The sequence below is a fragment of the Pseudomonas sp. YH-1 genome (assembly GCF_051990045.1).
GTDB lineage: Bacteria > Pseudomonadota > Gammaproteobacteria > Pseudomonadales > Pseudomonadaceae > Pseudomonas > Pseudomonas nicosulfuronedens.
Window position 1 is genome coordinate 6,081,386 of the sequence record NZ_CP178184.1, and the last position, 21,610, is coordinate 6,102,995.

Consider the following 21,610-nt stretch of genomic DNA (forward strand, 5'->3'; position numbering starts at 1 on the left):
TAAAGAGCGAAGCGGTTCAGAAGAAGACGTCGACCCGGAAATAAACCGGATGCTCACGTCGTTCGATGATGTCGGGGCGCTCCAGCGAGCGCGCCAGGGTCACGGAGGCGGCGGCGTACTGTCCGCGCGCGCTGAACTCCACGCCATGGCCACTCATGCGTCCGGAAAGGCCGGTGTTGTATCGACCGTGCTCGATGGCGCCGAAGTCGTAGGCGTAGGCCACGCCGTACTCCTGCACCCAGGGCAGCAGCGGCTCCCAGGTCACGGCGCGGCGCCAGCGCAGCTGGTTGCGCCAGTAGTAGCCGGAGTCACCGGATAGCGTCTGGTCCTTGAACCCTCGGATCGAGCTCAAGCCCCCCAGGCTGATGCGCTGCGGGCTGTAGAGCAGGTCTTCGCTGTGCTGACCGGTGGCGAGGCTTTCGAAGCTGAACGCTTCGTCCCACAGCTTGAACGGCTGCAGGTAGCTCAGGGTCAGGCTGTATTTGTTGTAGCGGGCAGTGGGGGTGCCGTGGGGCGCACCGTGTTCGTCGTCCTGCGCGCCGAAGGCGCCGATGCCGCGCTGCCAGCCGATGTCGGCGTTGACGAAAGCGCTACCGACGCGCCGGCCGTGGTTGAAACCCAGGCGGAATTCGCTGAGATGAGTGCTGGAAACGTCGAGCAGGGTGTCGTCGATGTAGTTGCGCGTGCGCTGGTGGCTGAGGCCGAAGTTCACGCCGGTCTTGCTCACATCGTCCCGGTGCAGCACGCGCTCCGCGCCCAATTGGTGGGTCTCGTTGTCGCCGTCGTACTTGAAGGCGAAGCCGGCGTCTTCGTTGCGGGTACGGTAGTAGTTGCGGCTGTAGCTGTAGTTGAAGGTCCACCAGCCGTAGGGAACGCTGTACCACAGGCTCTGGTTGTCGGAGTGCTTCCAGTGGTCGCTGACCACGTCCTCGCCATAGCGCAGGCCGAACTGGTCGGCCAGGCCCAGCGGGCTGTCCCAGTCCAGGCCGACGCCGGCCTGCTGCTCGCCGGAGGTCGCATCGCCGTTGTTGTCGCGGCTGGCGGAGACGCGCCAGGGCTTGCTGCGCTCGCCCTTGAGCTGCACGCGGCTGCCGCCCACTTCCTGGCCCGGCACCAGCTCCATCTGCGCCTGACGCGAGGGAAGCCGGTTGATCTGATCGACCAGTTGCTCCAGGTCGCGCAGGTTCAGCACTTCGCCGGTGGCGCCGGGAAAGGTCATCGCCAGCTCGCGCTCGCTGGCCAGTTCCGATTGGTCGAAGCCCTCGAAGCGCCCCTCGACCACGATGATCTTCAGCTCGCCGCTGGAGAGGTCCTGCTGCGGCAGGTAGGCGCGGGTGGTGACAAAGCCGCGCGAGAGGTAGTGGTCGGTGATGCCCTTGAGCAACTCGTTGAGCTGGTTTACCCCCAGGCATTTATCGCGATAGGGCGCCAGCAGCGCCTCGCGCGAGCGCGCATCGAGGTGCTCGGCACCTTCGAGGCTGATGCTGCGGATGGTGAAGCAACGGGTGTCCGGCGCGGCGGTCGGACGCTCCTCGCCGGGCGCCTTGCCAGGGAGCTGCTGAAGCTCTTCCAGGCGCTTCTGCTGCTCACGCAGGAGCTGCTCCTGGCGCTGGCGCTGGAGGTCGTTGTCACCCGGCGTGGGCAATGGTGCGGCAAAGCTTGCCGAGGCAAAGCAGAATGCCAGGACGGGCATCCAGCCACGGTAGAGAACATGCATCCTTACGATCCCTGTCATCTGGCCAAGCGGCCAGTCCATCCCAAAAGACGGATTGGATCATATTTGATACATGATGCCCTTAGGCCATTATCCCGACGAACTGTAGGCTATTTCCCGATTTCCGAGAGACGCAGCGCACAAACGATGCTTGCCTGTGCGCCTGATTGTCACACTCCAGACACCAACGCCAGCCGACAACCAGGAACCGAGTTGCGCCGGGAGGGCGGCGGCGTGGCAGCGGAGCAAAACTCAGTAATGCGGCGGCGGCGCCTCGTCTTCTGCGACGCCGACTTGACCCTGCAGGTCCTCCAGACGCTTGAGCAGCGCCTGCATCTGCAAACGCAGGCGCTCGATCACGCGCTCCTGCTCGTAGACCACATCGCTCAGGGTTTGCAGCGCATCATCCTGGAAGGCCAGCCGGCTCTCCAGATCGGTGACCCGGTTTTCCAGATCCATCATTTACTCCTGACTGAAGCGAAAGCCATCGCCCAGCGCCATGCGCAGTTTCTCACGCACCCGCGCCAGCTCTTCCTTTATATAAGGAACGGCCGGGTGCTTGCCCCAAACCGGCCCCGGCCAGGCCGCGTCATCCTGCTTGCGCACGATAACGTGCATATGCAACTGGCTGACGACGTTGCCGAGATTGGCCACATTCATCTTGTCCGCATCGAAGGTGTCCTTGAGCACTTCGGCCAACTGTGTGGCCTCGCGCCACAACTGTTGCTGGTCAGCAGCGTCCAGCTGGAAGATTTCACTGACGTCTTCGCGACGCGGGACCAGGATGAACCACGGATACTGCGAGTCGTTCATCAGCAGCAGACTGCTCAGGGGAAAATCACCCACCGCGATAGTGTCCTGCTGGAGACGGGAATCCAGGGTGAACATAAGACCTCTCCTGTTCGACGAACCTTGTTTTGAGCCTAGCTCCCGGAGGGAGCCGAAGGGCGCGAAGGATACTAGAGAGCCCCGCGGGCGAACACGCCCGATCGACGCCCCGCGCTGAAGCAGCACATTCCAGCCCCCGCACCAGCATGGGGCGTGACGCGAATGGGCATATCCCGACAGCAGGTGCGTGCAGGAATTCGCACGTGATTCCACGCAAATGGCGGCGAAAAATCGATTCAACCGCCACAACTACGGCATGCCCGAAAACGACATCGCCGCTCGCCCTTGTTGCAAATCCTCAACAGAAGCCGTGAAATGCGTCAACACGTCGCAAGACGAGCACTGTGAAGGCAGCTCCGGGCATTTGTGCACGGTTGTTGCTAGAGGCAAGGACAGCGCACCGACGGCCACCCCTTCTGGAGAAGTGGACGCGGAGGCGGGAGAACTAAAGAAGTGGTCAATGGAATAGAGAGCCACAAGGACTGAAGCATCATTGAAGCAATCAGGGGGCAATCTCTTTTTGCAACATGAGAACTGCTTGAATGCGACATGCGTCATGCAGCTTTGCGACAGTCCCGTAAAGATTTTGTGTGTTCATTTGGGCAACTATCGCCAACTGAACACGCGTGCTATAAGTTAGCGCCGACAAAAAAAGAAAGAGCCGTCACCGCGGCATTAGTGATGGCAAATAATTTCAAAACCAAAGGAGCAATCACAATGAAAGTGATGAAGTGGAGCGCCATCGCCCTGGCGGTATCTGCAGGCAGCACACAACTGGCAATGGCCGAACCCTTCGTAGGCAATCAGGCTGACGCCAAGGGCTTTGTCGAAGACAGCAGCCTGAACTTCCTGGTTCGCAACTACTACTTCAATCGCAACAAGAAAGACGGCGCCACCGACGCCCGTGACTGGACCCAGGGTTTCTGGGCCAATTACAACTCCGGCTTCACCCAAGGCACCGTGGGTTTCGGCGTTGACGCCTTCGGCTACCTGGGTCTGAAACTCGACGGTGGCAGCGGCTACGGCAGCACTGGCAACCTGCCGGTTCACGATGACGGCGACAAGGCTGACGACTTCGGCAAAGCCGGCGCAGCTGTCAAGATCCGCATCTCCAAGACCGAGCTGAAATTCGGCGACATGCAGCCCACCGCTCCGGTGTTCGCTGTAGGCGGTACCCGCCTGCTGCCGCAAACCGCCAGCGGCTTCAGCCTGATGAGCAGCGAAATCGACGGCCTGGACCTGGAAGGCGGTCACTTCTACTCCGGTACCGGTCAGGACACCACCAACCGTGACGGTGAGATCTGGTCCCAGTACGGTGGCGTTACCGCCAACAGCGCTGACTTCGTGGGCGGCAAGTACGCCATCAGCGACCAACTCTCCGCTTCGCTGTACGGCGCCAAGGTCGAAGACCTGTGGGACCAGTACTACGTCAACCTGAACTACACCCTGCCGATCGCTGACAATCAGTCCCTCGGCCTGGACTTCAACTACTACAACACCCGCGACGAAGGTTCCGCCAAACTCGGCGACATCAGCAACAACACCTTCTCGCTGGCCGCTGCTTACACCATCAGCGCGCACACCCTGACCCTCGCCTTCCAGAAAGTGAACGGCAACACTCCGTTCGACTACATCGGTATCGGCGACAACAACGCTGGCGGCGACTCGATCTTCCTCGCCAACTCCGTTCAGTACTCCGACTTCAACGGCCCGGGTGAAAAATCCATCCAAGGCCGTTACGACCTGAACATGGCCGAGTACGGTGTTCCGGGCCTGACCTTCATGGGCCGTTACATCTACGGTAAGGACATCGACGGCGACAAGATCGATCCGAACAGCCCCTACGCCAACTACGGCTATGGTCCGGACGGCAAACACCGTGAGACCAACCTGGAAGCCAAATACGTCATCCAGAGCGGCCCGGCAAAAGACCTGTCCTTCCGTGCTCGTCAGGCTTGGCACCGCGCCAACGCCGACCAGGCTGAAGGCAACGTCGATGAGTTCCGCCTGATCATCGACTACCCGCTGTCCGTTCTGTAATCCAGAACGAACTGCAGGTAACTAAAAAGCCCGGCTTCTGCCGGGCTTTTTTATTGCAACTTACCTACAACTTCGAACGTATCTGTTACATCGGCAATACATAGGTGCCCGTTACATGGGCAACCAACTCTTGCGGATTGCTGACCGAGTAGACAGCTACTTCGCAAACCACCTGCCGACGCCCCAGCTTCAATATCTTCGCTTCCGCCAACAGGTCTTCCGGCTTCGGCTTGCTGAGAAAGTTGATATTGAGATTGGAAGTAACGGCCATCTCGACGTTATCCAGCTGCGCCAGGATCACCGCGTACATCGCCGCGTCCGCCAGCGACATGATGGTGGGGCCGGATACCGTTCCGCCTGGGCGAACCATCCGGTCGTGGAAAGGAACTCGCACGAAGGCACTGCGCCCTTCCAGTGCATCGATGCGTAAATCCATGTCGTCCGCCATGGGTAATCCCGCGCGGATGAACGCCTGTACCTGGGCTGCATTCAAACGACTCACGCCACTCCTCCGTCTCCGCCCGCCGCGCCCTGTACGCAGCCAGACCTGCACCGTACAATGCCCAGCCTATATCTCCCTTCGCAACCGACAAAACGGCCAAAGATGCGTACCAGTCAGTACCTGCTGTCCACCCTGAAAGAAACCCCTTCCGATGCGGTCGTCATCAGCCATCAGCTGATGCTGCGCGCCGGCATGATCCGCAAGCTGGCGTCCGGTCTCTACACCTGGCTGCCAATGGGTCTGCGGGTACTGCGCAAGGTGGAGACCATCGTTCGCGAAGAGATGAACGCCGCCGGCGCCCTGGAAGTGCTGATGCCCGCCATCCAGCCCGCCGAACTGTGGCAGGAATCCGGCCGCTGGCAGCAGTACGGCCCCGAGCTGCTGCGCCTGAAGGATCGCCATGACCGCGACTTCTGCGTCGGCCCGACCCACGAGGAAGTGATCACCGACCTCGCGCGCAACGAACTGAACAGCTACAAGCAGCTGCCGATCAACATGTACCAGATCCAGACCAAGTTCCGTGACGAGATCCGTCCGCGCTTCGGCCTGATGCGCGGTCGCGAGTTCATCATGAAGGACTCCTACTCCTTCCATGCCAGCCAGGACTCGCTGCAGGCAACCTACGACGTGATGTACCAGGCCTACAGCAAGATTTTCACTCGCCTGGGCCTGGACTTCCGCGCCGTACAGGCCGACAACGGCTCCATCGGCGGCAGCGGCTCCCACGAGTTCCACGTGCTGGCCGGCTCCGGTGAGGATGACATCGTCTTCGGCGAATCCACCGACTACGCCGCCAACATCGAGAAGGCCGAGGCCCTGCCCCGCGAAAGCACTCGTGGCGCCGCCAGCGAAGAACTGCGCCTGGTCGACACCCCCGAGACCAAGACCATCGCCGCCCTGGTGGAGAAGTTCGGCCTGCCGATCGAGAAGACCATCAAGACCCTGGTGGTACACGCCGCCGAGGAAGGCAAGCTGATCGCCCTGATCGTTCGTGGCGACCACGAACTCAACGAGATCAAGGCCGGCAACCACCCGCTGGTAGCCGCCCCTCTGCAGATGGCCAGCGAAGCGGACATCAAGGCCGCCATCGGCGCCGCTCCCGGCTCCCTCGGCCCGCTGAACCTGCCGCTGCCCTGCATCATCGACCGCTCCGTGGCGCTGATGAGCGACTTCGCCGCCGGCGCCAACGTCGACGATAAGCACTACTTCGGCGTGAACTGGGAGCGCGACCTGCCGGTACCGGAAGTCGCCGACCTGCGTAACGTCGTCGAAGGCGACCCGAGCCCGGACGGCAAGGGTACCCTGATCATCCGTCGCGGCATCGAAGTCGGTCACATCTTCCAGCTCGGCACCAAGTACAGCGAAGCCATGAAGCTCTCCGTACTGGGCGAGAGCGGCAAGCCGGTCACCCTGATCATGGGTTGCTACGGCATCGGCGTGTCCCGCGTGGTCGCCGCCGCCATCGAGCAGAACTACGACGACCGCGGCATTCTCTGGCCGGCCGCCCTGGCGCCCTTCCAGATCGCCATCGTGCCGATGAAGTACGAGAACGAAGCCGTGCGCGCCGCCACCGACAAGCTCTACGCGGACCTCACCGCCGCCGGCTTCGAAGTGCTGCTGGACGACCGCGACAAGAAGACCAGCCCCGGCGTTAAGTTCGCCGACATGGAGCTGATCGGCATCCCGCACCGCATCGTCGTCAGCGAGCGCGGCCTGGACGAAGGCACCCTGGAGTACAAGGGCCGCCGTGACGCCGAGTCGCAGCCTGTCGCCCTGTCCGACCTGCAAGCCTTCATCACGGCCAAGATCCGCAACTGAGCAGAGCGATGTCCACCGGAAGTACCACAAGCCTCGCGGCTGCCGCCCTGTGCGGCAGCCTCCTGCTGAGCGGCTGCGCCAACCAACTGCCGCAACGCAGCGAGCATGAAGAGCGTGTCGAGCGCAAACTGCTCGACCACAGCCTGCAGATCGATGTGGGCACGCCGGGCACCCTGGAACTGCCGCAGCGCCGCATCCGCGTGCAGGAACAGAAGACCTTCGAAGTCACCGAGTTCGAGGTCACCCGGCGCTACGACCGCTACACGCCCTACCAGGGCTGGCGCAAGGTGTACGAAATGCCGCTGGGCGTCGTGGCCTTCGTCGGCGGTATCGGCGCCAATGTGGTCAACGTGTTCGCCCTGGGCAATCTGCCCGAAAGCGTTACCCGCGGCTGGATCCGCTACGGCATCGACGGCATGAACCCGTTCATGAACGTCGAGTCCAACGGCCGCGCCGAGCAGAACCTGGCCTCGATCGACGAGAAGCAGCGCGATAAGCGCACCGAGTACTCCAGCCTGCCCTGGTCGGAGCGCCCGGTGACCGTCACCGCCGGCAAGAACTCCCAGGAGCTGCTCACTGACCGCCACGGTGTACTGCGCCTGAACCTGCTCGAAGGCCCCTTCAGTGACGATGAAGTCAGCCGCATCGGCCGCCTGCAGTTCAGCGTCCAGGACCCTTCGGACGACACCCGTGCCGACGCCAGCCTGCTGGTCAGCCGTTCCCTGCGCGGCAAGCTGCAGGAAGCCCACGCGCTGATCTACGACGACCTGGAAGGTGACGACGTGCACCACTGGGTACACCGGGTCAAACGCCTTTCCGACCTTGGTCTGGAAGAGGAAGCGAGCGAACTGGAACAGAGCCTGATCGAGCTGACCCGCAACGATCCGGAGCTGCAGAAGGAGTTCCTCCACAGCCTGATGACCGACGCCGGTCGCCTGGCAGCGGACCCCGGCGTCAGCAACTGACGCCTAGCGACGAACGATGAAGCCGGTGATGCCCTGGGGTGTCATCGGCTTCAGCTCCACCGCCGCTACCTTGGCCTTCACCGGGCCGCGCGCCAGCCACTTCTCCAGCTCGCGCACCGCGTCTTCCTCACCTTCGATCAACAGTTCGACGCGCTCGTCCTCGAGGTTGCGAATCCAGCCATCGATGTCCAGGCGTTCGGCCTGCTCCTGGGTGCTCTGGCGGTAATAGACGCCCTGTACCTTGCCGCTGATGTAACCATGCAGACAGATCCTCGCCATCACTGCTTCTCCTCGCGCAATGCGCTCAGGCGCGCTTGCAGGCCCGTGGCGGTCTGCTCACCGAGCAACTGCTCGCGCAGCTTGCCCTCAGGGTCGACGATATAAGTGACAGGCAACGCTTCGCTGCGCGGCAGGCTGTAGCGCGAAGCAGGGTCGTCGGCCAGTACGGTGTATTGCACACCGAGAGCCTGAGATGCCTTCGCCAGGTCTGCGTCGCGCAGTCCATCGAAGTTTACCCCCAGCACCCGGAAGCCCTTCGACTTGCCCTCCTCCGCCAGGTGATTCAGCTCGGGAATTTCCTTGCGGCAGGGTGCACACCACTCCGCCCAGTAATTAATGACTAGCCACTGGCCATCTAAACTCGCAGCGGGTACTTTCTGTCCATGCTGATCGGTGCCATAGTCCGCCGAGCAGCCGGCCAGGATCAGGCCGGCCATCAAGCCCATCACAATACGGAGCCGCACTCCCATGCCTTCAATCCTCGTGTATGCGGGGTGGTCATGATGCTCGATGCCCTGCGCCTGGAGGTGCCGGACATCCTCGAAGAAGATGCCGAGGCAATGAGCAATCTGGCGGTCAGGCTCCAGGAATCGCGACAGCAGCCCCTGCAGGAAGGTTTGCAGAAGGCCCTGGGCACGCTGTTCCGCCTCAACCGATGCGCGCTGACCTTACTGGAAAGACAACGCGCCCTGCAAAGCCTCAGCGAAGAATACCGGCATTACGAACGGCTGATCCGCCAGGAAAAGACCCCTCCGGCGCTCTTCGTGCACTTCTGCAGCGAACTGGCCGCCGGCTTCAAGCGTCTGCTGCTGCAAATCCTGCACGGTCGCAAGCCGTCGCGCCCCCACATGGCCTGGTGCCTGTACATGGCCCAGCACTTCCTCGCCCAGGCCCTGCTACGTCACTATCAGCAGTACCAGCAGCCACCAGGCAGCCTGTGGCGCGATAGCCACCTGCTGTACTGGATCGGCGAACACCAGGAGTGCCTGGACGAGCCGGTGGCGGCGGCTTTCGACCCTATCCCGGCCGGCACCTTGCGTGGGCTGTACCAGCAGATACTGCTGCTGGCCCTGAGCAACCCGTTCCACCTGACCGAGGGCGAAGCGCCTCAGCTGTTTACCGCCCTGGCGCCGCTGGCCACCCTGGGACGCCTGCTGCCCTGGGACGACGAGGAACAGGAAGGCTTTGTCGTGGACCTGGGTTCGGACGAGCCCTGCCTTGCCGCCGAGCGAGCGACGGATGCTCCGGCCGAACAATTGCGCCGACTGGAACTGGGCGCCCTGCTGATTGCCCTGCACGACCCGGCGCCGCTGCGCCGCCTGGACCAGGGCGCGCTGCTGGAGCGTGTCCGTCACCATTGGCTCGGGCACCAGGCGCGCCGCCACGAGCGAGCCGAACAGAGCGGCACTTGCCGCCTGGTGGTCGGCCTGGCAGCCATTCAGCAGCACCTGCTCGACAGCTCCGCCAGCCCCTGCCGGGAAGCGATGCTGATGGACGCCAGCGCCGGCGGCGCACGAATCCTGTGTCCGGGCCAGCAGGCCGGGCAATTCCCCGTCGGTCAGTTGCTGCTGATCCCTGGCAACGCTGGCACCCCCACCCTCGCCGTGGTGCGCTGGCGGCACCTCAACGGCGATGGGCTACATCTTGGTCTGCGCTATCTCAAAGGGCTTCCCCGGCCAGTCTGGCTGCGTCGCGCACCTGACGCCCAGCGTCACCCTGGCGTCCTGCAAAGCACTCCGGAACCCGGCAACGGCTGGTACCACGGACTCTGGGTACCCCAGGGCAACTTCGTCGAAGGCGAGAACCTCTGGTTGCAACTGGCCAGCTTCGACAACCAGACCATCCTGCCGCTGCCCGCGGCCAACCTCAGCACGTCATTGGTAGCTCGCCACCCACTGCGCCTGGCCTGATTGTCGATTTTGGGAGAGATGTCACAGGCAAGATCGGCAGTAGGCCCGGAATGCCTGGGAACCCTGTCCCTATAATTCGAACGTTCGTTCTGACTCTCGGGACGACTCTCGCTCGCCGATTACTCAGCGGCCTTCAGAATGCGACTGGCGCCATGTACGCCAGCCTCCATCGACAGGACAGCCCGATGCAGCCTACAGACCAGCTTGTCAGCAAGGTTCCCAGCCATATTGTCGCCAGCGCACGGCCGGCCAATGCGGCCAACGGGGGGCGACTGGCCGACTTCAATGTCGCGGTCTGGCTGCATTTGCCCGGGGTGGCAGAACTGCCGGTGACGCTGCTGCTCAACTACCGCGATGGCGAGCGCAGCCGGGAAGTGGTGATTGACCATGGCACGGTCAACAAGCAGAGCCGCATCCTGCTGTCAGGCGTGGCGCGCCTGGCGTTTTCCCAGCGGATCGAGGATGCGCAGATCAAGCTGCGCGCGGCCATACCCCTGTCGCGGGTCATCGCCGAAGAGGTCTTCATGCAGGCGGTGGAACAGCAGGCCGGCGCAACGCGCCCGGTAGCCACCAGCCTCTGACGATTCAGCCCAGCTGGCGCACCAGGGTATCGTCGTCCGACGGCTCGACCGCGGCGGATTCGGCAGCTTCCTGCGAGACCGAAGGCAAGAGCGACTCAGGCCAGCTGCTGAATTGCAGACCAGTGATTCTATTCAACCGCTCCAGGGCGCTCGACAGATCGCGCTGATGCAGGTGCACTACGTTGTTCTGGTCTTTTTTCATGGATTCGATGGCCTTGGAGGAACTTCTGAAGGACTCCTGTGTCCTGAAACCTCCATAGCCAGAACTGTGCCAATTCTGAAATAGCGAGAATTGGCGCATTTCTGAAGTGGTACAAAGCCGCAACAGAATCAGATTCGCCGCAAACTGACGTTTTGCGTCACTCGGAATGTGACGGCTTCAACCATTTCGCCAGACTGTCGCCAAACAGCTCCTGCCGATCCGCCTGATAACGCGCCAGCGTCTCACGCAATTCCGGATACCAGGGCTCGTCCAGCTGTGCCGGAAGTGCCTCCAGGCAAGGCAGCGGCCACGGGCTGCGGTTGAGCAAGTGATGCAGGCTGTAGCTGCCCAGATCACGGCACAGCACCCAGGCCGCGGTAGTAGAACCCGCGCGGCAGACCAGTTGCTCACCCTCCAGGAAATCCAGCACCTCTTCCCACTCGTCTTCCGGCAACAGCCATCCCGCGCGGTGCAGGTGCGCCAGGCGCGTCGGCAGACCATGGCGCTGGCGATCGAAGAACACCCTCAGCACCCCCAGCACCACCAGCAAGCGCGGCATCGCCCGATGCCGCCAGAGCCGGGTCGAGGACAGGTTGCAAACCAGCTCCGCACCGAACAGCACGATGAGCCAGGACAACCAGACCCACAGCAGGAACAGCGGTACCGTGGCGAAAGCGCCGTAAATCAGCTTGTAGCCGGGGAAGAAGCTGACATAGAAGCCGAACAGCGACTTGGCCGCTTCGAACAGGATCGCGGTGAAGGCACCGCCGGCCAGGGCATGCAGGAACGGCACCCGCGCGTTGGGAACCGCCGCGTAGATCAGGGTGAAGGCCGCCACGCTGGCCAGCAACGGCATGAACTTCAGCAACATCGCCGCGCCAGGCAACGCGTGGGGGCCGGAGAGCAGCGACAGCGAAGTCACGTAGGTGGATACCGCGAAGCCGGTCCCCAGCAGCAGCGGGCCCAGGCTCAGAATCGCCCAGTACAGGAGGAAGCGCGTTACGCCCCGGCGTGGCTGGCGCACGCGCCAGATGGCGTTGAAAGCCTTTTCGATGGTCACCAGCATGGTGAAGGCAGTGACCGCCAGGAACGCCACGCCCAGCCAGGTCAGATGCCGCGCCTGCACGGTGAAGTTACGCAGGTAGGCCTCGACCGCCTCGCCAGTGGAGGGCACGAAATTACGGAAGATGAACAGCTGGATGCGCTCGCCCATGCCCTCGAAGGCCGGAACGGCCGAGAGCATGGCGAAGGTCACGGTCATCATCGGGACGACCGCGAACAGCGTGGTGTAGGTCAGGGCCGCAGCGCTGTTGGGCGCCTTGTCGGCCAGGAAGCGCTGGACCAGATAGCGGCCGAATTCGACCAGGCCCTGCAAGCGTTCGTGCATGAAGTGTCCTTTGGCTGCACTGAAAAAACCGTCCTCGTAGATCGCGGCGAACGACAGCGGTTCAGTCCAGTCCGAGGAGGCGGTTAGAATAGCCGCCACTTCATCGGCCTTGCGAGTCCCGGCACATGAGCCAGATTTCAATTTTCCACAATCCGCGCTGCTCCAAATCCCGTGGCGCCCTCGAACTGCTCGAGGAACGCGGCATCCAGCCCCAGATCATCCGCTACCTGGAAACCCCTCCCAGCGCCACTGAACTCAAGGTGCTGCTGGGTAAGCTCGGGATCGGCGCGCGCCAGCTGCTGCGCACCGGCGAGGACGAATACAAGGAACTGAACCTGGCCAACCCGGCACTGGGCGATGACCAACTGATCGAGGCGATGGTCAGCCATCCCAAGCTGATCGAGCGTCCGATCGTCATCGTCGGCGACAAGGCAGTGATTGGCCGTCCGCCGGAGAAGGTACTGGAGATCCTGCCTTGAGCGCGCCTTATGTCCTCGTCCTCTACTACAGCCGCCATGGCGCCACCGCCGAAATGGCGCGGCAGATCGCCCGTGGCGTCGAGCAGGGCGGCCTGGAAGCGCGCGTGCGCACGGTGCCCGCAGTGTCTACCGAATGCGAGGCCGTCGCCCCAGACATCCCGGCTGAAGGCGCGCTCTACGCCACCCTGGATGACCTGAAGGACTGTTCCGGCCTGGTCCTCGGCAGCCCGACCCGCTTTGGCAACATGGCCGCGCCGCTCAAGTACTTCCTCGACGGCACCAGCAGCCTGTGGCTCACCGGTGGCCTGGTCGGCAAGCCGGCCGCCGTCTTCACCTCCACCGCCAGCCTGCACGGCGGCCAGGAAACCACCCAGCTGTCGATGATGCTGCCGCTGCTGCACCACGGCATGATCATCACCGGCATCCCCTACAGCGAGCCCGCCCTGCTGGAAACCCGCGGCGGCGGCACGCCCTATGGCGCCAGCCACTTCGCCACTGCCGACGGCAAGCGCAGCCTGGACGAACACGAGATCACCCTGTGCCGCGCGCTCGGAAAGCGCCTGGCCGAAGTCGCCCGCAAACTGGAGAGTTGAATGGCCCGCAAGAACAAACCGCTGCCGCCCATGGAATGGCTCAAACCCCGGCTGGCCGCCAGCCGTGCGGTCGCCCTCGGCAGCTTCATCGGGCTGATCCTGCTCATCGTCATCTGGGACCTGCTGTTCGCCGACGCCCACGGTGGCGCGCGCTGGGTGCCCTGGGCGTTCCTGGGCTTCAAGCTGCTGCCGCTGCTGGTAGTGGCGCCGGGCATCCTGATCGGCAGCGCCCGTGGCCATGCCTGGGCGTGCTACGTGATCAACCTGTACTTCATCCTCGGCGTGCTCAACGCCTTCGATCCCAACCACGCCATTTTCGGCTGGGCGGAGATCATCCTCAGCGTGTCGCTGTTCTGTTCAGCGCTGATGTACACGCGCTGGCGCTTCCAGTACGACCGCAAGCTGGCTGGCGAAGGCCAGGAGCCACAGCAGGAAGCGACGAGCGCCTGATCGGAAACCGGGAATCGGGGAAACCGGGGCTTACCAGCCCATGGTTTCCTTGAGGAAGGGGATGGTCAGCTTGCGCTGGGCTTGCAGCGAGGCCTTGTCCAGTTCGTCCAGCAGATCGAAGAGGAACTGCATGCTGCGCGCGCCGCGAGTGAGGATGAAGCGCCCCACTTCGTCGGTCAGGTGCAGGCCACGGCGCGAAGCGCGCAGCTGAAGGGCGCGCAGCTTCTCGTCGTCGGTCAGCGGGTGCAGCTGGAAGATCAGCGAGAGGGTCAGGCGCGATTTCAGATCCGGCAGCTTCACGCCCAGCTCGCGCGGCGACACCGAGGCCGACAACAGCAGCTTGCGACCGGAATCGCGCAGACGGTTGAACAGGTGGAACAGCGCCTCTTCCCACTCGCGCTTGCCGGCCAGCGCGTCGAGATCATCCAGGCACACCAGCTCACGCTGTTCGAGGTTGTCGAAGATTTCCGGGCCGTAGGCCACCAGGTCCGCCATCGGCAGGTAGACGGACGGCTCACCCAGTTGCTCGGAACGAATGCAGGCAGCCTGCAGCAGGTGGCTGCGGCCCACGCCTTCGGCGCCCCAGAGGTAGATCAGGCTTTCCGTCCACCCCGCCTCGGGCTCGCACAGACGCTCGACATAGCCGAGCGCCGCGGCGTTGGCACCGGGGTAGTAGTTGGCGAACGTTGCGTCATCGCGCAGACGTACGCTGAGTGGGAGCTGCATAGGAGTCATGCCGGGCCGGGCGTTTCTTCAATCGCTTGGGGTGGGCCTTGGTGACTGAAAGTTTATCCAAATCAGAAGGATAACGCAGCTACCACGTGCGACTCAGAGCCACCGGCGCCGGGAAGCGGGACTTTGCCCGCTCCCGGAGTGCTCATCACCAGTGGAAGCGCAGCGTGTTCTGCGTCGGCACGGCCGCGCTCGGTACCGGTTGGCCATTGGCGTCGACCGCCGGTTGCGCCGGTTCGGCCGGGGCCTCCTGCAGTCGGGCCAGTACCAGTTGCGCACGCAGTTGCTCGGTGCTGGCAGTCACGCGGTAGACGAGCTTGTTCCCCTGGACCTCCACCAGCTTGGCACCCATCGGCTCCAGCAGGCGCGAAACTTCGGCGTAGCGGGCCAGGTCGGCGCCCTCGATCTGCAGGACCTGGGCCGAAGCCGAGCCTGCCGAGCCGACGAAACGCTGCGACAGGCGTTGCGACACACCAAGCATCACCGCATCAGCCAGCGCGTCCGGCGTATCACCCTGGGCCTGGCCCTGTTCACGGCTGTCGCCCATCCACACGCGCCAGGTGGCGGTCCACTTGCCGTCGGCTTCCTTGGCGTCCACCGCCAACAGGGCGTCGGCGCCGTAACGCTCGGAGGCTGCTTTGAGTGCATCGGGCTGGGCGGCGTTGAGGTTCTCGGGCGTGCCAACCTGCTGTTCGCCGAGATCGGCCATCGGCAGGCGCAGCGGCAGGCCGCGACGCTGGGCGGCGCGGTTCAGCGGGGCGGAGGCCTCCTGACTGTCGCCTACGAGGCTGCTGCCGTTGGCGCTTTCGTTCAGCCACCAGGCCAGCACGCTCGGACGGCTGGCGCCCCACACCGGCAGGCCGGCCTGGCGCAGGGCGTTGTCGGTGGCGGTCGGATCGAAGTCCACGACCAGCGCCATGGGCGGACCGTTCTCGAAGCCATACTGGCTGATCAGCTGCTGCGGGTCCTTGAAGTAGCCGGCCAGGGCCGGACTCTGTGCAGCACCGGCATTGCCGGTCAGGCGCAGCACCAGGGTCTGCAGGGCGCGGGTCAGGCCGGCGTTGCGCTCGTCCGGCTGCTGGGAGGCCACCGGCTCGTGCACCTGGTACAGGTTGCCCAGCGTTTCAGCGAAGGACGGCAGGCTGAACAGTGACAGGCAGAGGATCAACAGGCGGGCGGTCAGGCGCATGGCGGGCTCTCGCGGCAAAAACGAAGATGCCAGCACGCAGCGAGCTGGCAAGGAAGGCCTATACCTTAAACAGCCGTCCGGCCAGCGGCAACAGCGCGAGATGGCCGCTGCCGGGCAAGCCTGATAAAATCCCGCGCCTCCCGCGCAGGCCGGGAAGCGCGAACGGCGCACCCGGCGGCAAGACGAATCATCCCTTCTATAGGCCTGGATTTATGAGCAACAAGCAACCCTCGTTGAGCTACAAGGACGCCGGTGTGGACATCGACGCCGGCGAAGCCCTGGTCGAACGCATCAAAGGCGTGGCCAAGCGCACGGCACGTCCGGAAGTCATGGGCGGCCTGGGTGGCTTTGGCGCTCTGTGCGAAATCCCGGCCGGTTACAAGCAGCCTGTGCTGGTCTCCGGCACCGACGGCGTCGGCACCAAGCTGCGCCTGGCGCTGAACCTGAACAAGCACGACAGCATCGGCCAGGACCTGGTCGCCATGTGCGTGAACGACCTGGTCGTCTGCGGCGCCGAGCCGCTGTTCTTCCTCGACTACTACGCCACCGGCAAGCTCAATGTCGACGTGGCTGCCACCGTGGTCACCGGCATCGGCGCCGGCTGCGAGCTGGCCGGTTGCTCCCTGGTTGGTGGTGAAACCGCCGAGATGCCAGGCATGTACGAAGGCGAAGACTACGACCTCGCCGGCTTCTGCGTCGGCGTGGTGGAGAAGTCCGAGATCATCGACGGCTCGAAGGTAGTCGCCGGCGACGCCCTGATCGCCCTGCCCTCTTCCGGCCCGCACTCCAACGGCTACTCGCTGATCCGCAAGATCATCGAAGTCTCCGGTGCCGACATCGAAGCCACCCAACTGAACGGCCAGCCCCTGGCCGACCTGCTGATGGCGCCGACCCGCATCTACGTGAAGCCGCTGCTGCAGCTGATCAAGCAGACCGGCGCGGTCAAGGCCATGGCCCACATCACCGGTGGCGGCCTGCTGGACAACATCCCGCGCGTCCTGCCGGACAACGCCCAGGCCGTGGTTGACGTGGCCAGCTGGCAGCGCCCGGCGGTCTTCGACTGGCTGCAGGAAAAAGGCAACGTCGACGAGACCGAAATGCACCGCGTGCTGAACTGCGGCGTGGGCATGGTCATCTGCGTTGCACAGGATCAGGTCGAGGCTTCCCTGAAGGCCCTTCGCGACGCCGGCGAGCAGCCGTGGGTCATCGGCCGCATCGACGCCTGCGCCGCCGACGCCGAGCGCGTGGTCCTGAACAACCTGAAAGGCCACTGATGTCCACACCTTGCAATGTCGTGGTGCTGATTTCCGGCTCCGGCAGCAACCTGCAAGCCCTGATCGACAGTCTCGCCGGCGCTGACACGCCGGCAGTGATCCGTGCGGTGATCTCCAACCGCGCGGACGCCTACGGCCTGGAGCGTGCGCGCCAGGCCGGCATCGAGACTCGCTTCCTCGACCACAAGTCCTACGCCGACCGCGAGAGCTTCGATGCCGCGCTGATCCAGGCCATCGACGGCTTCAACGCCGACCTGGTGCTGCTCGCCGGCTTCATGCGCATCCTCAGCGCGGACTTCGTGCGTCACTACCAGGGTCGCCTGCTGAACATCCACCCGTCCCTGCTGCCCAAGTACAAGGGCCTGCACACCCACCAGCGTGCGCTGGAGGCCGGTGATGCCGAGCACGGCTGCAGCGTGCACTTCGTCACCGAGGAACTTGATGGCGGTCCTCTGGTCGTACAGGCGGCAATCCCGGTAGAGTCTGACGACACGCCGGAAACGCTGGCGCAGCGCGTTCACGTGCAGGAACATGTGATCTATCCGCTGGCCATGCGCTGGTTTGCCGAAGGCCGAGTACGGCTGGGTGAACAAGGCGCCACGCTGGATGGGGAGCTTCTGCCCGCATCCGGCCATTCGTACCGAACCTAGGAGATTCGCGATGCGTAGAGCTCTGTTATTCCTGATGGCCGTGCTGACCTTGCCGGCCCAGGCTTATGAGCTGGAACCGTTCGACGCCAGCTACACCGCCGACTGGAAACAGATGCCCATCAGCGGCACGGCCTCCCGCAGCCTCAAGCAAGGCGACGGTGGCCGCTGGGAGCTGAACTTCAAGGCCTCCATGCTGCTCGCCAGCCTGACCGAAAACAGCACGTTCAAGGTCGAGAACGACACCTACCTGCCGCTGACCTACCGTTGGGCCCGCGAGGGTCTTGGCAAGAACAAGCAGACCGAGCTCGATTTCGACTGGGCCGAGAAGCAGGTGCTGGGCAGCGACCGTGGCGACCAGGTGCGCCAGCCGCTGAACAAGGGCCAGCTGGACAAGTCCACCTACCAGCTCGCGCTGCAGCATGACGTGGCCGTCGGCAAGAAGGCCATGAGCTACCAGGTGATCGAGGGTACCGACACCGATACCTACGACTTCCGCGTGCTCGGCGAGGAGAAGGTCCGCACCCAGGCCGGCCTGATCACCGCCATCAAGGTGGAGCGCGTGCGCGATCCCACCAAGAGCAACCGCAAGACCATCCTCTGGTTCGCCAAGGATTGGGATTTCCTCCTCGTGCGCCTGTACCAGCAGGAGTCCGACGGCAAGGAATACCAGATCATGCTCAAGGAAGGCACCGTGAACGGCAAGGCCGTTCAGGGCGAGAAAGGCTGATCCTTCAGCGCAAACGAAAAAGCCGGGCAATTGCCCGGCTTTTTCATTTTCGCGCGATACGTGCCCCTGACTTTGTAGGAGCGAGCTTGCTCGCGAACCGCTTGAGGCCGGAGCCGTCTGGATACCTGTTCGCGAGCAAGGACTAGGCGTCCCTCGGTCCTACAAAAACGAATCAGCCTTCGCTCGACGGCTTGCGCTTGAAGCGGCGGGCGATCCAGCCAATAGCCAGGGCCGGGACGATCCACAGCTTCTTCAGCAGCACCAGCAGGGTCGCGAACAGGCCGACCTTGGCGGCGACCTTGCCGGCGATCAGCGCACCCAGGCCATAGGCGGCGACCTTGTCGACGCTGGGATTGAAGTCGACATAGCGGCTGCCCGGATTGAACTCGGTCATCGCCAGCACCTTGCTGACGTTCTTCTCGATCTCCGGCAACTGCTCCATGCCGGCGACGAAGTTCAGCACCAGCACGCCTTTGCGGCCCAGCGCGCGGATGTTGTAGTTCAGCGTGTGCTCCTTGACGTCGCCGAACTGCAACTCCTTGGCCCAGTACAGCTTCTTCTCCGCCGCGTCATAGCGCGGAGGCGCGGCCCAGCCGATCAGCTGGATCGACTCGAAGCCCTGCTGCTCACGCTGCGGGTTGGCTTCCTTGAGGTCGTCCTGCATGTCCTTGAGCATTTCCGCGTAGTCGATCTTTGCCGCGTCCTCGTCGGAGACGTAGCCGCTCTCCTCATACTGCACGGTCACCGCCCAGGACTCGGCAGCGAACGGCGAAACGCCGGCCGGCATCAGCATGCCCAGCGGTGGATCGGAGGGCGGGTTGCCCCAGGCTTCCAGCACGCGCTCGGCATCCTTGCCGTCGAGGAAGACGAAGTTCTCCGGCAGATCGAAAGTCGCGAGGTTATCGCCGACCACCACCTTGCCCTTCTGGAAGTGCAGGCTGGCGACGAAGGTCTCGGGCGACATCTCCTCGTCCGACTCGGCGGCGGGAACGGGAGCAGCGGCAGCCGCGGGGGCTTCGCTCTGATTGGCGGTAGCGGGAGCGGCGAACGCCGGGGCGGCGATGGCCTGTGCGAGCAAGGCAGCCAGGAAGAGAGCTTTGCCATCCATAGGGTGAATCTCCTGAATCGTATCCATGACATCAGCGGCCAATTGCCATGCCGCCGGGCGCGAATTGTCGCATTCCATGGCTAAACCTGTAACAGGAAATTTCCCCTCCGCCTGCGCTGGCGCACAAAAAAGCCGGGCATCGGCCCGGCTTCATCGTGATTCCCCGAGTCTCAGGGTTGGCTGGCGATAGCCTTTTCGATGGCCGCCTGCAGCTCCGGATCATCCGGCTTGGTCAGGCTGGAGAACTCCGCCACCACCTTGCCCTGGCGGTCCACCACGTACTTGAAGAAGTTCCAGCGCGGAACCTGATCGGCCTGCTGGGCAAGGTCCTTGAACAGCGGAATCGCCTCGTCGCCGCTGACGTGCTGCACCGAGGTCATGTTGAAGGTCACGCCGTAGTTGCCGTAGCAGATCTTCGCGGTTTCGGCGGCATCGGCATCCTCCTGCTTGAAGTCATCAGAGGGTACGCCGAGCACTTCCAGGCCCTGTCCCTTGTACTTCTGGTAGACAGCTTCGAGGCCCTTGAACTGCGGAGTGAAGCCGCAATGGCTGGCGGTATTCACCACCAGCAAGGGCTTGCCGGCATAGAGCTCGCAAAGGTCGAGCACATCCTTGGAGCGCAACTTGGGCAATTCACCCTGGGTCTTGAGCAGCGCCGGGCAGTCGGCGGCCTGCACGGCCAGGGGCAACAACAGAGACAGGGCGAGCAGGGAAAGGCGCATGGCAGTGATCCTCGAGTTATCCCGCCACGCTACCCCGCGCGCCATGCATCAGCAACTGCCCATGCCCAGCTGCATCAGCGCAAGACCGCCGCGCTGCCAGCCCCACCACGCAATACCAGCCACCGCCAGGCCAAGTCCCAGCACCAGAGCGATCACCAGTGGGCGCTTCACGCCGCCCTCAACGCGGCACGCTCGACCGGGCGCTCACGCACCGGCCAGTTGAGCAGACCGGCCAGCAGGCTGAGGAGGATGGAAACCTGCCAAACCAGGTCGTAGTTGCCGGTGTGGTCATACACGTAACCGCCCAGCCAGCCGCCGAGGAAGGCGCCGATCTGGTGGAACAGGAAGGTGATGCCGCCGAGCATCGACAGGTTGCGCACGCCGAACAGCGTGGCGACCGTACCGTTGGTGAGCGGCACGGTGGACAACCACAGCAGGCCCATGGCGATACCGAAGGCGTAAGCCGTCCAGACGCTCAGCGGCGCCCAGATGAAGGCGACGATCACCACCGCGCGCAACAGGTACAGGCCGGTGAGCAGCCTGGGCTTGCTCATCCGCCCGCCCAGCCAGCCGGCAATGTAGGTGCCAAAGACGTTGAACAGACCTACCAGCGCCAGCACCGTGGTGCCGATGGTGGCGGGCAAATGGCGGTCCACCAGGTAGGCCGGCAGGTGCACGCCGATGAATACCACCTGGAAGCCACAGACGAAAAAGCCCAGGGACAGCAGCCAGAAGCCGGAATGCCCGGCCGCCTCGCGCAGCGCCTCGCCCAAGGTTTGCTCGTGGCCCTGCATCGGTAGCGGCTTGTCCTTCATCAGCGCCGCCAGCGGCACGATGAAGGCCACCAGCAGGCCCAGCGCCAGCAGCGCAGCGGACCAGCCCAGCCAGCCGATCAGCCCGAGGGTGCCCGGCAGCATGGCGAACTGACCGAAGGAACCCGCTGCCGCCGAGATGCCCATCGCCATGCTGCGCCGCTCCAGCGGCACCGCGCGGCCAACCGCGCCGAGGATAACCGAGAACGACGTACCGGACAGGCCGACACCAATCAACAGGCCCGCACTCATCGACAGGCTGAAGGCCGAGTCGGAATAGCCCATCAGCACGAGACCAGTGGCGTAGAGGATGCCGCCAACCACCACCGTGCGCATCGCGCCGAAGCGGTCGGCAATGGCGCCGGTGAAGGGCTGGGCGATGCCCCAGATCAGGTTCTGCAGGGCAATGGCGAAGGCGAAGGTCTCGCGCCCCCAGCCGAATTCGGCGCTCATCGGCGCCAGGAACAGGCCGAAGCCGTGGCGGATGCCCAGGGACAGGGCGAGGATCAGGGCGCCGGATAGCAGTATCCAGAACCCTGTGCGCGACAGCTTCGACATCAGTTGCTCCTACACGGGTATATACCCGCT

Annotated in this window: 25 protein-coding genes; 11 read left to right on the plus strand and 14 right to left on the minus strand. The window is 63.8% G+C overall.

The window, feature by feature from the left end; genetic code table 11:
• Positions 1-16: 16 nt before the first annotated feature.
• From ACKI1H_RS28020 to ACKI1H_RS28030, 3 genes are all read right to left on the minus strand, one after another.
• The gene (locus tag ACKI1H_RS28020; RefSeq protein WP_440468922.1) at positions 17-1,693 is read right to left on the minus strand and encodes a ShlB/FhaC/HecB family hemolysin secretion/activation protein; all 1,677 of its coding nucleotides are present in this window, start codon (positions 1,691-1,693) and stop codon (positions 17-19) included.
• Between the two features lie 273 nt (positions 1,694-1,966).
• A complete protein-coding gene (locus ACKI1H_RS28025) occupies positions 1,967-2,173 on the minus strand; it encodes a SlyX family protein (RefSeq protein ID WP_440467011.1) in 207 nt (68 codons plus the stop codon).
• 3 nt (positions 2,174-2,176) lie between these two features.
• Positions 2,177-2,602, minus strand: a complete 426-nt coding sequence (locus ACKI1H_RS28030) for an HIT family protein (RefSeq protein ID WP_440467012.1) — start codon at positions 2,600-2,602, stop codon at positions 2,177-2,179.
• Positions 2,603-3,319: 717 nt separating this feature from the next.
• Here ACKI1H_RS28030 and ACKI1H_RS28035 point away from each other — a divergent pair.
• Entirely contained in the window at positions 3,320-4,642 is a 1,323-nt protein-coding gene (locus tag ACKI1H_RS28035) for an OprD family porin (RefSeq protein ID WP_138526310.1), read from the plus strand.
• 85 nt (positions 4,643-4,727) lie between these two features.
• Here ACKI1H_RS28035 and ACKI1H_RS28040 read toward each other — a convergent pair whose 3' ends face one another.
• Positions 4,728-5,135 (minus strand): PaaI family thioesterase, encoded by a 408-nt coding sequence (locus tag ACKI1H_RS28040; RefSeq protein WP_138526320.1) that lies wholly within the window; start codon positions 5,133-5,135, stop codon positions 4,728-4,730.
• Between the two features lie 111 nt (positions 5,136-5,246).
• Between ACKI1H_RS28040 and ACKI1H_RS28045 the strand changes: the two genes are divergently transcribed.
• Both ACKI1H_RS28045 and ACKI1H_RS28050 read left to right on the plus strand, forming a co-directional pair.
• Complete coding sequence (locus ACKI1H_RS28045) at positions 5,247-6,962, plus strand: proline--tRNA ligase (protein WP_138526309.1); 1,716 nt, start codon at positions 5,247-5,249, stop codon at positions 6,960-6,962.
• Between the two features lie 8 nt (positions 6,963-6,970).
• On the plus strand, positions 6,971-7,927 hold the full coding sequence (locus ACKI1H_RS28050; RefSeq protein ID WP_440467013.1) for a hypothetical protein: 957 nt from the start codon (positions 6,971-6,973) through the stop codon (positions 7,925-7,927).
• 3 nt (positions 7,928-7,930) lie between these two features.
• Here the strand turns inward: ACKI1H_RS28050 and ACKI1H_RS28055 are convergent, their stop codons facing one another.
• A complete protein-coding gene (locus tag ACKI1H_RS28055) occupies positions 7,931-8,206 on the minus strand; it encodes an acylphosphatase (protein WP_138526307.1) in 276 nt (91 codons plus the stop codon).
• Entirely contained in the window at positions 8,206-8,676 is a 471-nt protein-coding gene (locus tag ACKI1H_RS28060; protein ID WP_440467014.1) for a TlpA disulfide reductase family protein, read from the minus strand. The genes ACKI1H_RS28055 and ACKI1H_RS28060 overlap by 1 nt, the downstream gene beginning before the upstream one ends.
• A 30-nt stretch (positions 8,677-8,706) precedes the next feature.
• On the opposite strand from ACKI1H_RS28060, the gene ACKI1H_RS28065 reads away from it, so the two are divergent.
• On the plus strand, positions 8,707-10,116 hold the full coding sequence (locus ACKI1H_RS28065; RefSeq protein ID WP_138526305.1) for a PilZ domain-containing protein: 1,410 nt from the start codon (positions 8,707-8,709) through the stop codon (positions 10,114-10,116).
• A gap of 185 nt (positions 10,117-10,301) precedes the next feature.
• Positions 10,302-10,697, plus strand: a complete 396-nt coding sequence (locus ACKI1H_RS28070) for a hypothetical protein (protein WP_440467015.1) — start codon at positions 10,302-10,304, stop codon at positions 10,695-10,697.
• 4 nt (positions 10,698-10,701) lie between these two features.
• On the opposite strand, the gene ACKI1H_RS28075 is transcribed toward ACKI1H_RS28070, so the two are convergent.
• The gene (locus ACKI1H_RS28075) at positions 10,702-10,899 is read right to left on the minus strand and encodes a hypothetical protein (protein ID WP_440467016.1); all 198 of its coding nucleotides are present in this window, start codon (positions 10,897-10,899) and stop codon (positions 10,702-10,704) included.
• 157 nt (positions 10,900-11,056) lie between these two features.
• The gene (locus ACKI1H_RS28080; protein ID WP_440467017.1) at positions 11,057-12,286 is read right to left on the minus strand and encodes a YihY family inner membrane protein; all 1,230 of its coding nucleotides are present in this window, start codon (positions 12,284-12,286) and stop codon (positions 11,057-11,059) included.
• A 125-nt stretch (positions 12,287-12,411) separates the two neighbouring features.
• Between ACKI1H_RS28080 and arsC the strand changes: the two genes are divergently transcribed.
• The 3 genes from arsC to ACKI1H_RS28095 are packed head-to-tail and all read left to right on the plus strand — an operon-like array spanning position 12,412 to position 13,808.
• Positions 12,412-12,765, plus strand: coding sequence for an arsenate reductase (glutaredoxin) (gene arsC, locus ACKI1H_RS28085; RefSeq protein ID WP_440467018.1), 354 nt, complete (start codon positions 12,412-12,414; stop codon positions 12,763-12,765).
• A complete protein-coding gene (gene wrbA, locus ACKI1H_RS28090; RefSeq protein ID WP_440467019.1) occupies positions 12,762-13,358 on the plus strand; it encodes an NAD(P)H:quinone oxidoreductase in 597 nt (198 codons plus the stop codon). The genes arsC and wrbA overlap by 4 nt, the downstream gene beginning before the upstream one ends.
• Positions 13,359-13,808, plus strand: coding sequence for a DUF2069 domain-containing protein (locus ACKI1H_RS28095; protein WP_138526300.1), 450 nt, complete (start codon positions 13,359-13,361; stop codon positions 13,806-13,808). It abuts the gene before it with no gap.
• 30 nt (positions 13,809-13,838) lie between these two features.
• On the opposite strand, the gene hda is transcribed toward ACKI1H_RS28095, so the two are convergent.
• The gene (gene hda / locus ACKI1H_RS28100) at positions 13,839-14,543 is read right to left on the minus strand and encodes a DnaA regulatory inactivator Hda (RefSeq protein WP_024764559.1); all 705 of its coding nucleotides are present in this window, start codon (positions 14,541-14,543) and stop codon (positions 13,839-13,841) included.
• Positions 14,544-14,688: 145 nt separating this feature from the next.
• Complete coding sequence (locus tag ACKI1H_RS28105; RefSeq protein WP_440467020.1) at positions 14,689-15,729, minus strand: DUF2066 domain-containing protein; 1,041 nt, start codon at positions 15,727-15,729, stop codon at positions 14,689-14,691.
• A gap of 212 nt (positions 15,730-15,941) precedes the next feature.
• Here ACKI1H_RS28105 and purM point away from each other — a divergent pair, with 212 nt between their 5' ends.
• From purM to ACKI1H_RS28120, 3 genes are read left to right on the plus strand one after another with little or no spacing between them, the layout of a single operon-like run.
• Entirely contained in the window at positions 15,942-17,003 is a 1,062-nt protein-coding gene (purM, locus tag ACKI1H_RS28110) for a phosphoribosylformylglycinamidine cyclo-ligase (RefSeq protein WP_440467021.1), read from the plus strand.
• Entirely contained in the window at positions 17,003-17,653 is a 651-nt protein-coding gene (purN, locus tag ACKI1H_RS28115) for a phosphoribosylglycinamide formyltransferase (RefSeq protein WP_138526297.1), read from the plus strand. The genes purM and purN overlap by 1 nt, the downstream gene beginning before the upstream one ends.
• Positions 17,654-17,663: 10 nt before the next feature.
• Entirely contained in the window at positions 17,664-18,380 is a 717-nt protein-coding gene (locus tag ACKI1H_RS28120; protein WP_138526296.1) for a DUF3108 domain-containing protein, read from the plus strand.
• Positions 18,381-18,552: 172 nt separating this feature from the next.
• Here ACKI1H_RS28120 and ACKI1H_RS28125 read toward each other — a convergent pair whose 3' ends face one another.
• From ACKI1H_RS28125 to ACKI1H_RS28140, 4 genes are all read right to left on the minus strand, one after another.
• Positions 18,553-19,488, minus strand: a complete 936-nt coding sequence (locus ACKI1H_RS28125) for a DUF2167 domain-containing protein (RefSeq protein WP_440467022.1) — start codon at positions 19,486-19,488, stop codon at positions 18,553-18,555.
• A gap of 170 nt (positions 19,489-19,658) precedes the next feature.
• On the minus strand, positions 19,659-20,210 hold the full coding sequence (locus ACKI1H_RS28130) for a glutathione peroxidase (RefSeq protein ID WP_440467023.1): 552 nt from the start codon (positions 20,208-20,210) through the stop codon (positions 19,659-19,661).
• A 48-nt stretch (positions 20,211-20,258) separates the two neighbouring features.
• Positions 20,259-20,381: a hypothetical protein gene (locus ACKI1H_RS28135; protein ID WP_280055972.1), complete on the minus strand. Its 123-nt coding sequence runs from the start codon at positions 20,379-20,381 to the stop codon at positions 20,259-20,261.
• Positions 20,378-21,571: an MFS transporter gene (locus ACKI1H_RS28140; protein WP_440468923.1), complete on the minus strand. Its 1,194-nt coding sequence runs from the start codon at positions 21,569-21,571 to the stop codon at positions 20,378-20,380. The genes ACKI1H_RS28135 and ACKI1H_RS28140 overlap by 4 nt, the downstream gene beginning before the upstream one ends.
• Positions 21,572-21,610: the final 39 nt, after the last annotated feature.

Bases quoted from the DNA above. Each gene is read 5' to 3' on its own strand.
- ACKI1H_RS28045 (WP_138526309.1), top strand. From the start codon at position 5,247: ATGCGTACCAGTCAGTACCTGCTGTCCACCCTGAAAGAAACCCCTTCC.
- ACKI1H_RS28060 (WP_440467014.1), bottom strand. From the start codon at position 8,676: ATGGGAGTGCGGCTCCGTATTGTGATGGGCTTGATGGCCGGCCTGATC.
- ACKI1H_RS28065 (WP_138526305.1), top strand. From the start codon at position 8,707: ATGATGCTCGATGCCCTGCGCCTGGAGGTGCCGGACATCCTCGAAGAA.
- ACKI1H_RS28125 (WP_440467022.1), bottom strand. From the start codon at position 19,488: ATGGATGGCAAAGCTCTCTTCCTGGCTGCCTTGCTCGCACAGGCCATC.
- ACKI1H_RS28130 (WP_440467023.1), bottom strand. From the start codon at position 20,210: ATGCGCCTTTCCCTGCTCGCCCTGTCTCTGTTGTTGCCCCTGGCCGTG.
- ACKI1H_RS28055 (WP_138526307.1), bottom strand. From the start codon at position 8,206: ATGGCGAGGATCTGTCTGCATGGTTACATCAGCGGCAAGGTACAGGGC.
- ACKI1H_RS28070 (WP_440467015.1), top strand. From the start codon at position 10,302: ATGCAGCCTACAGACCAGCTTGTCAGCAAGGTTCCCAGCCATATTGTC.
- purN (WP_138526297.1), top strand. From the start codon at position 17,003: ATGTCCACACCTTGCAATGTCGTGGTGCTGATTTCCGGCTCCGGCAGC.
- arsC (WP_440467018.1), top strand. From the start codon at position 12,412: ATGAGCCAGATTTCAATTTTCCACAATCCGCGCTGCTCCAAATCCCGT.
- ACKI1H_RS28075 (WP_440467016.1), bottom strand. From the start codon at position 10,899: ATGAAAAAAGACCAGAACAACGTAGTGCACCTGCATCAGCGCGATCTG.
- purM (WP_440467021.1), top strand. From the start codon at position 15,942: ATGAGCAACAAGCAACCCTCGTTGAGCTACAAGGACGCCGGTGTGGAC.
- ACKI1H_RS28020 (WP_440468922.1), bottom strand. From the start codon at position 1,693: ATGCCCGTCCTGGCATTCTGCTTTGCCTCGGCAAGCTTTGCCGCACCA.
- ACKI1H_RS28105 (WP_440467020.1), bottom strand. From the start codon at position 15,729: ATGCGCCTGACCGCCCGCCTGTTGATCCTCTGCCTGTCACTGTTCAGC.
- ACKI1H_RS28035 (WP_138526310.1), top strand. From the start codon at position 3,320: ATGAAAGTGATGAAGTGGAGCGCCATCGCCCTGGCGGTATCTGCAGGC.
- ACKI1H_RS28030 (WP_440467012.1), bottom strand. From the start codon at position 2,602: ATGTTCACCCTGGATTCCCGTCTCCAGCAGGACACTATCGCGGTGGGT.
- hda (WP_024764559.1), bottom strand. From the start codon at position 14,543: ATGACTCCTATGCAGCTCCCACTCAGCGTACGTCTGCGCGATGACGCA.
- ACKI1H_RS28080 (WP_440467017.1), bottom strand. From the start codon at position 12,286: ATGCACGAACGCTTGCAGGGCCTGGTCGAATTCGGCCGCTATCTGGTC.
- ACKI1H_RS28120 (WP_138526296.1), top strand. From the start codon at position 17,664: ATGCGTAGAGCTCTGTTATTCCTGATGGCCGTGCTGACCTTGCCGGCC.
- ACKI1H_RS28095 (WP_138526300.1), top strand. From the start codon at position 13,359: ATGGCCCGCAAGAACAAACCGCTGCCGCCCATGGAATGGCTCAAACCC.
- ACKI1H_RS28050 (WP_440467013.1), top strand. From the start codon at position 6,971: ATGTCCACCGGAAGTACCACAAGCCTCGCGGCTGCCGCCCTGTGCGGC.
- ACKI1H_RS28025 (WP_440467011.1), bottom strand. From the start codon at position 2,173: ATGGATCTGGAAAACCGGGTCACCGATCTGGAGAGCCGGCTGGCCTTC.